This is a genomic window from Microbispora sp. NBRC 16548, assembly GCF_030268985.1.
GTDB classification, from domain to species: domain Bacteria; phylum Actinomycetota; class Actinomycetes; order Streptosporangiales; family Streptosporangiaceae; genus Microbispora; species Microbispora catharanthi.
This window is the reverse complement of record NZ_BSSF01000016.1, coordinates 18,113-30,614: the sequence shown is the minus strand read 5'-3', so window position 1 is coordinate 30,614 and position 12,502 is coordinate 18,113. Positions and strand designations below refer to the sequence as shown.

Genomic DNA, 12,502 nt, shown 5'->3' with positions numbered 1-12,502 from the left:
CGGCGTGTGCGACGCCGGGCCGCCGGGAAAAAGCGATGCGAGCCGTCCCGCCCCCGGTCACGCCGGGAGCGGGACGGCTCGGCGCACTCAGCCGTCGATGCGGTGGGTGGTCCAGAACGACGACAGGTCGACGGAGGTGGCGGCCTGCGCGGCGGCCTTGAAGTCCGCGGTGGTCGATATCCCGTACCAGTGGGCGGCGGCGTAGTTCTTCAGCAGGTTCTGCATCGCCGTCGTGCCGATCGCGCGCCGCAGGTCGTGCAGCGCGCACTTGCCGTAGGTGTAGACGACGGTGCCGTACCTGCTCGAATGGGCGTCCCAGTAGGCCATCGAGTTGCTGATCTTCTCGGCCGACGACTGCCAGGAGACGCTGTTCCAGCAGTTGGTGCCCGAGATGCCGTTGTAGAGGTCGGTGGCGTAGTCGGTGAACGACTCGTCCAGCCACGGGCTGCTGTACTCGTCGTCGCCGACGATGCCGTACCACCACTGGTGGGCCAGTTCGTGGGCGAGCGCGGTGGAGCTGACCACGTCGAGCACGAAGCCCGGATACTCCATGCCGCCGAACCAGAAGTTGTTGTCCAGCACCACGTCCGCCTCGCCGTACGGGTAGGCGCCGAACCGTCCCGCGTGGGCGACGAGCGCGTTCTTCGCGGTGGTCATCATCGAGCTCGCGCTGCCGGAGCTGATCGAGCTCACCCGGTAGACGTTCACGACGACGCCCGTCGTGGTGGTGCTCGTGGTCTTCACGAACGGCCCGGCCGCCCAGGCGAACTCGCGCACGTTCTTCGCGGTCGCCTTGGTGATCGTGCGGCCGGACGTTCCCGCCGTGTCGACGGAGGTGCCGGTCGCCGGCACCAGCAGCGACGTCGGGTGGTCGAGCGTGACCGAGTAGTCGCTGGTCAGCGCGTAGAAGGACTCGCCGTTGTTGCTGTACGGATCGAGGTGCCAGCCGCTCGCGTCGCGGACCGCCAGGACCGGCAGCGCGTTGCCGATGAAGTTGTAGGACCCGTCGCGCCCGAACCGGTCGGCGCCGCTGGGCACGACGATGCTGAGGTCGAACCCGATCGAGGCGCTCTGGTTCTGGGTGAGCGGGGCGGACAGGGTGATCTTCAGCGCTGTGCAGGAGACCGACAGCGGGGACGGCGTGCCCCCGGTCACGTTGGTCACGGTGACCGGCGTGGACGGGCACGTCCCGTGATAGTTGTCCCACAGGCGGAGATAGACCTCCGTCAGGGGGTCCGCCGACGGGTTGGCGAAGGTGACGCTCTCATGCCCCGTCCACGTGCTGCCCGAGGCGTTGCTGGTCAGGGTGACCGTGTAGGAGGGCGATCCCGGCGTCCTGGTCCCGTCCACGGCGTGAGCGGCCGGCGGGACGCCCCAGACGAGGACGAGCACGGCCGCCGCCGTGGTGATCAGGAATCGTCGCACCATGAGGAGGGTCTCCTTTCGAGCGCCCGGACCCCCGATCTGCCGACGTAATGTAACTTTTTGTCAAATGGCGGTCAATGATTTCTTTTTGGCCGTTCTAGCGCTTTTAGCGACAAGATTTGCCCCGACCGGCGCCGGTCGCCTGATTGCGCAATGTGATTGCACGGGGACGAACTGTCATCGATACTCGTCCGGGTGGCAGCCGCACTCGGGGAGGGCCAGGGTGGTTCGGACCAGGCATGGCAGGACCACCACGGCGATCGTCGCCGCGACCGTGCTCCTGTCCCTCCCTTCTTCGTCCTGCGCGGCCTCTGCCGGTCCCGGCGGTGATCGGCCGATCGACTGCCGCGACTGGTCGTGGCCGAACTCCCACACCGTGAAGAACGCCAGGCCGGTGTACTCGCTGACGAGCGGGAAGTGGGGCGACGAGGTGGACGTCACGCTGTGGCGCGGCGACGCGGGGCCGCGCGGGGAGTGGCACTACTGGGCGACCCTCACCGGCCGCACCCGTCCGGGTGACGCGGTCTGGCTCGACGTCTGGCCGCCGGGTGGCGGCCCGTGGCATCGGTGTGGCCCCTTCCCGGTGGGCCGCGACGGCCAGGCGGTCTCCTCTCCGATGGCCGTCTGGCGTGATTACACCCTCGTCAAGGCCTGCGGCCGGCACGACGACTTCAGCGCGTGCGGACGCGACAAGGGCGCGATGGTGGATTGATCCCGGTGCCGGCCGGGGAAGGCCGGCACCGGGATCGGCGGGTCAGCTCGTCGCGCAGGGCGAGCCGTTGAGCGTGAACTGCTTGGGCGCGGGGTTGGCGCCGTTGTCCCAGCGGCCGAGGAAACCGAAGGTCACGCTGCCGCCGTTCGCCGCGATCGTGGCGTTGTAGCCGGCGTTGGTCACCGTCACCTTCGACCCGCTCTGGGTGTAGGAGCCGTCCCACAGCTGGGTCACGGTCTGCCCGTTGCCGTACGTCCAGCCGAGCCGCCAGCCCTTCACGGCCGTGGCCCCCCGGTTCACGATCCGGACCCCGGCCTGGAAGCCGCCGGGCCACTGGTTGGTGACCGTGTACGTCACCGTGCAGGCGGCGGCCGGCGTCGGCGACAAACTGGGAGAGGGACTGGGCGACGGGGACGGGCTGGGGCTCGGGGACGCCGACGGGCTGGGAGAGGGGCTCGGGGACGGCGAGGCAGAGGGCGAAGGACTCGGGGAAGGCGAGGGGGAGGGCGACGGGCCGGTGCCGGCGGGGATCACGACGGTGCTGATCGAGTCGGCCGGGAACGTGCCGGTGAAGCCGCCGGCCCCGACCTGTACGTCGGCGTCGCGCCTGATGGCCGAGGTGTCGGCCGCGCCGTACCGGTAGACCTGCGCGGTCGCGCCGCCGTCGCGTCCCTTGACGGCGACCTCACTGGTCAGGTCGTCGCCGGTCTTGTTCACCACGACGAGCGTGAGCGCATGGTCGGAGGCCCGCTCGGCGGCGTACACCGCCAGCTTGCCCTGGTCGGCGCTGGTCGCGCCGACCGCCGTCTCGCCGAACCGGCCGCCCTCGCCGTCGTAGTTCAGGTACATCCGGAAGGCGTACGCGCCGGGCTGGGAGGCCGTGGGCGGCCCCCACAGGGTGGCGAGGTCGAGGCCCTCGCGGCCGAAGATGCCGAGGATGTCGGCCTGGGCCAGGGCCCCGTTGATGTGGTCGAGGGCACCCCAGTTGTACTCGGTGATCGCGGTCTTGGTGCCGGGATACTCGGCGGCAACCAGCTCCTTCATCCGGGGGATCAGCCGGACCTGCGTGTTGATCCAGCTCTCGTCCGTGTACGACGGATCCCACAGCGCCCGGGTGGAGCGCAGCCGCAGTGCGTCGGTGGCCGGGTCGCCGCCGGAGCCGAAGGCGACGCCGGACGCCTGCGGGTAGAAGTGCTCGTCGAAGTAGTCGAGAACGCGCAGGCCGTGCTCGTCCTCGTAGTTCTTCATCTGCCGGAGGTACCACGTGGTGAACGGAAGGCCGCCGCGTACCTCCTTGTCCGGAGGGTTCGACCAGCAGTTGGTGCGGCCGCAGGTCTCCTGGTCGAGGCCCGAGTAGTCCCAGGAGGACCAGCCCCAGCCGACCGGGCCGAGCGTCTTCGCGCCGGGGTCGGCGGCCTTCACGGCGGCGCCGATGAGGTAGGCCTTGTCGCGCAGCTCGACCGAGCTCGCGCCCTCGGGGTGGACGTCCCGGTGCGTGCTGTGCCAGATGTCGGGCTCGTTGTCGAGGTTGTAGAACTTCACGCCGCCGCCCGAGGCCGTGCCGTACCTGCCGGTGAGGTGGCCGATCCAGTCCTTCACGTACGCCGCGCCGGCCTCGACGCTCGTGTCGTGGGGGTCGTTGCCGGTGATCTTCGTGCCGTCGGGCTTCACGCCGTTGCCGCAGTCCGGACGCCACTGGTCGGTCTGCTGCTGCGGGCCGTATTCGGCGACGGAGAACCCGCAGGAGGCGTCGCGACCCTTGGGGACCCAGCCGATCAGCGGGACGGTGAGGATGGTGTCGGTGCCGGTGCGCCGGTCCTGCTCGACGAACCGGTCGGTGGTGGAGCCGTCCGGCAGTTTCGACGGGTCCGGGTTGTCCTCGGCGATGTTCTCGAAGTACCAGTCGGAGGCGCGGTTGCTGGTGTCGTACAGGTAGTTGTAACGGGTCGTCGCGTTGCCGCCCCACCGGCGCACCGGGAGACGCAGTTCCTTGGCCAGCGCCTCGTCGGCGAAGTTCATGCCGTAGATGTACGGACTGATGGGGTGCCGCCCGGTGGTGGTGTCGACCGTCAGCGCGGGGCCGTCGGCGGCCGCGAGGGCGGGCACCTGGCCCGCCGCGCCGAGCGACAGGGCGATCGCCGCGGTGAGGGCGATCGGGAGCGTTCGCGTTCGCACGGGTCTCCTCTCGAGTCCCTGGGGGTCTGGGGTTCCGGGGCCGCCGGATGCGAGGGGAGCACCCGTCGCGCGGCCAGGCCATCACGCTGGCCAAGACCCGGGCGGGGAACAAGAACGCGATCTGCCGGAGGACCGCGGGCACGCGTTGAGCAGCCACACCCCCTCACCTGCGGATGGAAGTTTCACGAGGACACCGGACCCCGGCCGGGCCCCCACGGCGTGCCGCATCGCACAACCGAGGCACCCGTTCCTGGGCTGGAAGCCTCAGACGAGGCGCCGCCGCCGACTGCGGAGGTCGAGCGACTTCCTGCGTACCGCGGGCTTCTCCCGGGGGTCTGCTTCTCCTGAGTCCCCGAGTCCCTTCTGGGACCTGAGACTGACAAGCCGCATATCAGGAGACTGTCCGTCACGGATCGAGGCGGTGGCGGGGCCGCGAGGCTCTACCGGCTTCTCGGCCTCGGCTTGAAATAGTGCGCGACCATGTAGGCGGTGACCTGCGCGCCGATCTTCGCGCCCTGCACGTCTGCCGTGCGGGTGTGGATGCCGCCCCAGATGCGGGCCTCTATGACCTCGGCGAGCGCCTGGGAGAAACCGCGGAAATACCTGGTGGTGCCCGAGTCGGCGCTGTAACCGCTGAAGGGGATGTCGTCCCGGCCGAAGAAGTGCCTCAACGCCGACATGCTCGCCGCGGTGAAACAGGTGTGCCCGGACGTGTAGTCGGGGTGCGGTGGCGTGACAAGCAACGGCGTCCATTCGGGATCGGCGGACGTCTGCCGGTTGTCGTCCGTGTCGGCCAGCCGGATCGCGGTGACCGGCCGCCAGAAGTTCCATGCCGCCTTCTCGTTGTAACAGGCGATCGTGGCATCGGCTTCGGCCAGGTCGACCATCGCGAACATTCGCGCCGTCTGAAGGGTGTTCAATCGCTGCCGCGTCGCGAGCTGACGCTTGATCTCCCATTCGGCCAGATGCCGGTCGTGCCACCAGATCGCGGCCTGCGTCTGGTCGGCAGTCCTGACCGTGCTGGTCGCCGAGCCGACCACCTTGACCTCGTTGAAGTCCCGGGCGTACCGGCGGCTGGTGAGCGTCGGCGGGCCGGACGTACGGAAGACGGACGCGCTGGGGATGAGGAACGGCTCGAGGTGACCGACCCATGCCCCGTCCGAGGCGAACGTGGGCGGCGTCGGCCGCCACTGACCAGGGCGGGTGCCCACGGGCCAGGTCTGGTCGCCGAACGCCCCGTCGTCCCGTCGCGCCGCGATCATCGCATCGGCCGCCTGCGTGCCCACGGTGATTCCACGCTGTTTCGCGGCGCCGTCGGGAATCGCGCCCAGCGACTCGTCGTACTGGGTATTCAACCTCGCCTGCTGGTCGGGAAACAGCGCTTGCAGTACCCGGTAACCCGCGGTCGCGACGGCCGCGTCCGTCGATTCGGTGCCATCGGCGGCCGGTGCGACCAGGTACGGCTGGTAGGGAGCACCGGCGATCGCGTTCACCGCGTCGTAGACCGCTCCGTGCACCATCGCGAAGCTGCGAGCCTGGACCTGCGGCTGCTGACCGGCAATGTCCCAAATCGCGGTCTGAGCATTACGGTCCCAGACGATGACGGAGTTGGCGGAGGAGACCGAATCTTCCGCGTATGCGGGGGACGAGCCGAGTACGGTCGGCGACCCGGCGGCGATGACCCCGGCGACGGCCGCCCAGACGACTGCGGCTCGCATAGCCGCTGCCCGGCATGTAGCAAATGGGCTGAACATGAACGCAAACTACTATGCAGCCGAAAAACGTTACAGTGACCAATGCGCCAAAAAATCGATATCTACCCAACCGGAATGAGCTTCGTCAACTTGCGAGCTATTTATGCCCTGATCATGCTGGGTAGGATGCGCCACCGGAACACTGACGAAACGGTGCTTAATACTCCAGCCGTAGATCGTGATCTTCATGTCTGATTCGCGGCTTGTCGGCGGTAATGGCTGGCCTGGGCTCGGGCCTGGTGGCGGCGGCGCCAGGCGGACCAGCGGAGCCGGTGGGCTGCATCGTGCACGGGCCGGACGATCAGCGTCGTGAACAGTCGCTGGATCTCGTTGCAGGTGAGCGGGATCAGCTCGTCCGGGGCGGGATGGCGGGCGTGTTCGTCGGCGCGGACGACGGCGAGGAAGGCGTGAGCGAGCATGGTCAGGGTGACCCAGCGGGACCAGGAGGTGAAGCGGCGAACCTGGTGCTCGTCCAGTCCAGCCAGGCCCTTTCCGGTCTGGAAGGTTTCCTCCACCCGCCATCTTGACCCGGCGACGCGGACCAGCGTGGTCAGGGGCGCCGGGGCGGGCGACCAACAGCATCGGCATCCCACTTGGCCCGGCCCAGCAGGTGCTGCATGCCATCAGGACTCGCCTCCCCGGCCCACTCGGCGATTGTCCAGCAGTTCTTCCGCGGCAGGTCCGCCAGCAGCCCGCGCACGAAGTCCCGCGCCCGCAGGCGTGGTTCGACCCGCGCGAACCTCGCCGCTATCCGGCCCATCAGACCCTCGAACGCCTCCTGCCACCGTGCAGGGTCTACGCTGTGAGCTTCGGCCACCGCATGATCTTCGTTTGTCCACACAGCTCACAATGATCATCGGTGGCCGCAGCCGTCTTCTCACAGGCCCTGACCAGCCAACATTACGATCTGTGCCTGGAGTTGGCGGCGGTCGAAGGGGCGACGCAGGCGCGCCGTCCCGTATCAGGAGGACATATGCGACGTGGCGAAGTCTGGTGGGCAGATTTCAACGAGCAGCGGGCAGTCGTACTGCTGTCGGGAGAAGAGGCGTCCGGTTTCTTGGCGATGCAGATCGTCGCTCCCGCGGGCACCGATCTCAGCGGCGTGGCCGTTGAGGTGGCGGTAGGTGCCCCCGAAGGACTGCCTCTCGAAGGCGTCCTGAGAGTCGCACTTCCACGTCCCGACCTCATCCCTTGCACTTGGCTGGTCACCCTGGCCAGGGAAGACCTGATCGGGCAGGCGGGCGTCCTGCCGTCCGCGAAGCTCAGCGAGATCGAGGATGCCCTTCGTCTCGGTGGACTCAAGTAGGCAGAGAGGGATGGACGCCGCCGATGGCGCGGCCGGTCTCGTCGAGATGGTCAATGGTGGCCGCGCCATATCAGCGGCGCCCCCACTCACAAGATCACGATCTACGGCTGGAGTATTAAGCCGGGACGGCAGTCGCGTAATCACCGGATTCCGGCCGTGCCGGCTCAGAATGAGTAGGCCAGACGCGCCAATGCCGTGCTGGGGGAGGCAGCCACGTACCGTGGCCGGAGCGCCACTGCCAGCACAGAGAGCGGAGGAGGCGCATCAGCTGATCGGGATTCCCGGCCGGCACCTGCTCGGCCCGGTTGTGCATCTGCCGCTGCCCCTTCGGGGTCCCGCACGGAGTCGCAGACGGAGATCGCCAAGGGTGAACGAACGCGTTCAGCGCCCCGAGGCCGAGGCCGACCCGCGCTTCGTCGAACGCCTCGCGGTCTTCGGGGATGACCAGTGCGGCCCGTATGGCTCGCAGGTGTCGCGGATCTTTTCCCGTTTACCGGTGGTTCTATAGGCATCGAAGCCAGGCGACCAGTGGATATCCGCCCCCATTCGGTAGCTCCATCCATCGATAACCCGCCTCGACCCGGGCACCGATGTTCCTGGTCTCTCCTTCGCCCCAAAGGCATTCGGGGCGACCGCCGATGTGAAGCATGCCGTCGTGATCCGTCCACGGCACCTCGGCTGGAAGCTGCATCGCCTGCCCGCCGTCCGGGGTGAACGAGCCGCCACTGCCGTCGGCAACGAGTTGGGCATACCCCTCAGCGGCGATCAACGAGACCTTTCCGATGGGCAGGTTCTGCGCCGCCACGCCCCCGATAAGGGCGGCGCCAACCACGATCGTGATGAGAAAGGCAGGGCGAATCGAAACTTCGCCTGTGAGTGAATGGAGCAAGCGGCGGGGGAGTGACATGCCGGGACTGTAGCTTTGATCCCTGCGCGGCGCGCACGCCTTCACTTGACTGATTTTCCCGTCCGCCTCGACCCGCCGCGGAGCGGCAGCGGGCCGGCGACGGAACCCTGCTGCGGCACCTGGCGTACGCGAAGGAAGCCTGACCCACGCTGACGGGCCGTGTCTTCTCGCGGGCATGACACGAAACCGCCCCACGTCCCGTGGGAGACGCGGGGCTCACTGCTTCGAGTTCGACCGCCGCGCCTCGTGGTCGCTGGGCGGTGCTCAGCCTGTCGACGTGGTGACCGCAGCCGCTGCCCACCGCCCTGGTCCGCCGCGAAGCGCAGCGGGAGGGACGCGCAGCCGGTGATGCCGTCGCCGGTCGCCTGGCCGCCCGCCACCCGTACGCCGTCGAGGCGCAGGGGTTCAGCGCCACGGTGGCGAGGCGCCGCCGGTCCAGCCGTCCCCGGTCGCCGTGGCGGTGATCCGCGCGCTTCTGGTGCCGTCGGCGGGCCCGCTGGTGACCGTGAACGTCGCGGTCCGCGTCCGGCCCGGCGCGGACGCCGGCAGGTGGACCGTGGCCGGAGTCGCCGTCCACCCCTTGGGCAGGGTCAGCGTCACGTCGGACGCGGGCACCGCCCGCCTGCGGGCGGCGGTCACGGCGAGCTCGACGGGAAGGAGGCGTCCGGCCCCGTCGCGGCGGGCGCGATGACGGCGACCGCGGCCTCGTTCTGGATGGTGTACGCCTTGCCGGCCGTGGCGTTCCACGTCAGCGTGTCGCCGTCGCGGTGCGGGCCGACCTCGTGGCCCTTCTCGTCGTGGACGCGGTGGCGGCCCGCGATGAAGCCGGACCTCACCCTGATCGGTCCGGTCGAGCCCGGGTGCACGGTGATCGTGTCGGCGGCGCCGTTCTTCCAGGTCGCGTCCACGGTGACGTCGCCACGGGCGCGCAGGCCGGAGAACGAGCCGTTCTTCCACGCCGACGGGAGCGCCGGCAGCACGTGCACGTAGTCGTGCTGGCTCTGCACCAGCATCTCCGCCACCCCGGAGGTGGCGCCGAGGTTGCCGTCGATCTGGAACGGCGGGTGGGTGTCCCAGAGGTTGTCGAGGGTGGAGGTCTTGATCTGCTCGCTGAGCATCTTCAGCGCGTGGTCGCCGTCGAGCAGCCGGGCCCAGAAGTTGATCTTCCAGGCCTTGCTCCAGCCGGTGCCGCCGTCGCCGCGGGCGGCGAGCGAGACCTTCGCGGCCTCGGCCTCGGGCGTCCCCGCCGTGATCTGGTTGCCGGGGTGCAGCGCGTAGAGGTGCGAGACGTGCCGGTGGTCGTCGGTCGTGGCATCCCAGTCGCTCTTCCACTCCTGGAGCTGGCCCCGGGAGCCGACGCGGATGCCCGGATCGAGCGTGGCGAGCTTCGCCTTCACCTCCGCCTGGAAGTTCCCGTCCACGCCGAGCCTCTGCGCGGCGGCGAGCGCGTTGGTGAGGACCTCGCGCACGATCTGCTGGGACATCGAGGCGCCGGCGGAGAAGTCGCCGTGCTCGGGGGAGTAGCTGGGCGACACGACCAGCGTGCCGTCGCGCGGATCGGTGTGCAGGAAGTCGAGCCAGAACTCGGCGGCGCCCTTGATCACCGGATAGGCGGTGTCGCGCAGGTAGCCCAGGTCGCCGGTGAACCGATACCTGTCGTAGAGCTGCTGGGTGGTCCAGGCCGCCGCCTCGGGGAACCAGAACGCGGTGGCCCAGTCGTGCACGCCGGTGAAGCCGAACGGGTTGGTTTCGTTGCCGACCACCCAGCCCCGGGCGCCGTACATCTCCCGGGCGGTCTTCGCGCCGGGAGCGACCATCGCCGAGATGTACCTGTCGTACGGACGGGTGGTCTCGTCCAGGTTCGTCTGCTCGGCCGGCCAGTAGTTCATCTGCAGGTTGATGTTGACGTGGTAGTCGGCCGACCAGGGCGGGCTGGTGGAGTTGTTCCACACGCCCTGGAGATTGGCGGGCAGCAGGTCGTTCTCCCGCGAGGAGGAGATCAGCAGGTAGCGGCCGTAGGCGAACATCAGCGCCTCCAGCGCCCGGTCGTCGGCCGAGCCGCCGCCCGTGTACGCGCGGCGCAGCCGGTCGGTCGGGACGGTCGGGGTGCTCTGGCCGATGTCCAGCTTCACCCGGTCGAACAGGCCGCGGTAGTCGGCCAGGTGTGCCTGCTTGAGCTGGTCGTAGCTCTTGCCGGCCGCGGCGTCCACGGCCGCGGTCACCTTCGCGTGCGGATCGGGGCCGCGGTAGGCGGGGTAGTCGCCGGCGTAGTCGGTCCCGGCCGACAGCACGAAGACCGCGCTGTCGGCGCCGGTGACGGTGACCTTGTCTCCGTCGTCGGTGCGGGTGCCGCCCTGGTTGATCACCTGCACCTGGGCCTCGAACTTCATGGTGTTGTCCGACAGGGCGCCGCGGATGGTGAGCCGGCCGCCCGCGGCGGTGACGGTCTTGTCGTCGCGCGGCGAGGTGTGGCGCAGCGTGAAGGAAACCTTGCCGCGCCGGTCGGCGGAGAGCCGGCCGGCGATCACGTTGCCGGGGTGGCCGGCGAAGTACTCACGCGAGTACGTGACGCCGTCGGCGGCGTAGGTCACCCGGGCCACGGCGTCGCGCAGGCTCAGCTCACGCCGGTACGCGGTGGGGTTCAGAGGTGCGCCGGCGAAGTCGAGATACAGGTCGCCGAAGGTCTGGTAGGCGCCGAAGCCCGTCTTGGGCCGGCCCAGCTTGGCGGCCACGGCGTCCGGCGCCATCGTGCCGTCGCGGTCGATCTGCCGCTGGACCTCGGCGATGGCGTCCGGCAGCGGGGTCTTCCGGTTGCCGAAGTCGTAGCCCGGCGAGCCGGGACCACCGGTCCACAGGGTCTTCTCGTTGAACTGGAGCTGCTCGGTGGCCACGCCGCCGAAGATCTTGGCTCCCAGCGGACCGTTGCCGATCGGCAGCGCCTGGGTCTCCCAGTCGGTGGCGGGCCTGTCGTACCAGAGGGTCAGGTCGTCGGGCGCGCCCTCCTGCCGGGCGGCGGGTTCCGCGGCCGCCCGCGCGGGCGGGGCGAGACCCGCGGCCGGCGCGAGGACGGCCGGGAGCCGTGACGGGGAGTGAGTCACACATTCCTCCGGGGGTGGCATGAGCGAGCGAACCGGTGAGCACGGCGAGATCGTGACGCTGGAGAACCTCGACGTCCGCTTTCCACATCAAGGGAATCGGGCGGCTCCGACGCGATGAATCCGGATCCGGACTACTCGGCCGCCTACGTGGTGCTCAGGGCCTGTGACGGCCTCGAAGGGCACGGCTTCGCCTGCACCATCGGGCGGGCGCAACGTCGTCGGACCGCAGGCCGAGGCGCGACCCGGGCCGGCACCGGTTCAGAGCGTGCGGCGGAGCCACTCCTCGACGCCCGCCACGTGGACCGTGGCCCATGCCCTGGCCACCTCGGGCCTCCGGGCCGCGATCGCGTCGCAGATCATGACGTGCTGCTCCCGGGTGTCGTCGAGCGCTCCCTCCTGCGTGAGGCCGCGCCACACCCGGGCCCGCGTCGTCGGCCCCGAGAGGCTGTCGATCAGCGAGCACAGCACCGGGTTGCCCGCCCCCGCCGCGATGTGCTGGTGGAACCGCAGGTCGTTGGCGACCAGCTCCTCCACGCTGGGATCGTCGGGCAGCGCGTCGAGGATGGCACGGAGCTCCTTGACGTCCTCGTCCGGCATGTTCATCGCGGCCATCGCGGTGGCGGCGGGTTCCAGGACGCGCCGCACCTCCAGGAACTGCAGCACGGTGTCGTCGCGGTGGAAGTCCACGACGAACGACATAGCCTCCAGGAGCAGGTGGGGCTGCAGGCTGGTGACGTAGGTGCCGTCGCCTTGCCGTACGTCGAGCACGTTGATGAGAGCGAGGGCGCGGACGGCCTCCCGCAGGGAGTTGCGGGACAGGCCGAGCCGTTCGGCCAGATCGGCCTCCTTCGGCAGCCGGTCACCCGGAGCGAGCTCGCCCGACGTGATCATCTGCTTGATCCTGTCGATCGCCGCGTCCGTGACCGCCACGAAGCCTCCCCCACTGTCTCCTCGCGAACGAGGCCGCATACATCGGATGTCTAGCAGTGTAAAGGAGTGGAGGTCGCGTCCGCGCCGGACCTGCCTGCGCTGAGCCCTGCCGCTTCGCGGCATCGGGGAGGAGGAACGGCATCGACGCCCTCCTCCGATGTCCTTCGGAGGAGGGCGCCCGGTGGGGCGCCCTCG

General features: G+C 69.5%; 9 protein-coding genes and 2 pseudogenes. 2 read left to right on the top strand and 9 right to left on the bottom strand.

The annotated features are described in order from the left end of the window. Positions 1–87 precede the first annotated feature (87 nt). On the bottom strand, positions 88–1,428 hold the full coding sequence (locus tag QSK36_RS34525; protein ID WP_285785282.1) for a M1 family metallopeptidase: 1,341 nt from the start codon (positions 1,426–1,428) through the stop codon (positions 88–90). 220 nt (positions 1,429–1,648) lie between these two features. Here QSK36_RS34525 and QSK36_RS34520 point away from each other — a divergent pair, with 220 nt between their 5' ends. Next, complete coding sequence (locus QSK36_RS34520) at positions 1,649–2,137, top strand: hypothetical protein (RefSeq protein WP_285785281.1); 489 nt, start codon at positions 1,649–1,651, stop codon at positions 2,135–2,137. A 42-nt stretch (positions 2,138–2,179) separates the two neighbouring features. On the opposite strand, the gene QSK36_RS34515 is transcribed toward QSK36_RS34520, so the two are convergent. The 4 genes and pseudogenes from QSK36_RS34515 to QSK36_RS34500 all read right to left on the bottom strand — a co-directional run. Next, entirely contained in the window at positions 2,180–4,312 is a 2,133-nt protein-coding gene (locus QSK36_RS34515) for a glycoside hydrolase family 44 protein (protein WP_285785280.1), read from the bottom strand. Positions 4,313–4,752: 440 nt separating this feature from the next. Continuing rightward, positions 4,753–6,066: a vanadium-dependent haloperoxidase gene (locus QSK36_RS34510; protein WP_285785279.1), complete on the bottom strand. Its 1,314-nt coding sequence runs from the start codon at positions 6,064–6,066 to the stop codon at positions 4,753–4,755. 185 nt (positions 6,067–6,251) lie between these two features. Further along, positions 6,252–6,644: pseudogene (locus QSK36_RS34505) on the bottom strand (IS701 family transposase); the annotation flags it as partial. Then, positions 6,641–6,808 (bottom strand): annotated as a pseudogene (locus QSK36_RS34500) (IS701 family transposase); the annotation flags it as partial. The pseudogenes QSK36_RS34505 and QSK36_RS34500, both read right to left, overlap by 4 nt. Before the next feature lie 117 nt (positions 6,809–6,925). Between QSK36_RS34500 and QSK36_RS34495 the strand changes: the two are divergent. Continuing rightward, positions 6,926–7,372, top strand: coding sequence for a type II toxin-antitoxin system PemK/MazF family toxin (locus QSK36_RS34495; protein ID WP_285785278.1), 447 nt, complete (start codon positions 6,926–6,928; stop codon positions 7,370–7,372). A gap of 502 nt (positions 7,373–7,874) precedes the next feature. On the opposite strand, the gene QSK36_RS34490 is transcribed toward QSK36_RS34495, so the two are convergent. The 4 genes from QSK36_RS34490 to QSK36_RS34475 form a co-directional block, all read right to left on the bottom strand. Next, positions 7,875–8,279 carry a hypothetical protein gene (locus tag QSK36_RS34490; RefSeq protein WP_285785277.1) on the bottom strand — a complete coding sequence of 135 codons (405 nt, stop codon included), beginning with the start codon at positions 8,277–8,279 and terminating at the stop codon, positions 7,875–7,877. 405 nt (positions 8,280–8,684) lie between these two features. Then, positions 8,685–8,918, bottom strand: coding sequence for an NEW3 domain-containing protein (locus QSK36_RS34485; protein WP_285785276.1), 234 nt, complete (start codon positions 8,916–8,918; stop codon positions 8,685–8,687). Next, on the bottom strand, positions 8,915–11,377 hold the full coding sequence (locus QSK36_RS34480; protein ID WP_285785275.1) for a glycoside hydrolase family 95 protein: 2,463 nt from the start codon (positions 11,375–11,377) through the stop codon (positions 8,915–8,917). Before QSK36_RS34480 ends, QSK36_RS34485 begins: the two co-directional genes overlap by 4 nt. A gap of 258 nt (positions 11,378–11,635) precedes the next feature. Beyond that, complete coding sequence (locus QSK36_RS34475) at positions 11,636–12,307, bottom strand: FadR/GntR family transcriptional regulator (RefSeq protein ID WP_182903473.1); 672 nt, start codon at positions 12,305–12,307, stop codon at positions 11,636–11,638. Positions 12,308–12,502: the final 195 nt, after the last annotated feature.

Bases quoted from the DNA above. Each gene is read 5' to 3' on its own strand.
- QSK36_RS34525 (WP_285785282.1), bottom strand. From the start codon at position 1,428: ATGGTGCGACGATTCCTGATCACCACGGCGGCGGCCGTGCTCGTCCTC.
- QSK36_RS34510 (WP_285785279.1), bottom strand. From the start codon at position 6,066: ATGTTCAGCCCATTTGCTACATGCCGGGCAGCGGCTATGCGAGCCGCA.
- QSK36_RS34490 (WP_285785277.1), bottom strand. From the start codon at position 8,279: ATGTCACTCCCCCGCCGCTTGCTCCATTCACTCACAGGCGAAGTTTCG.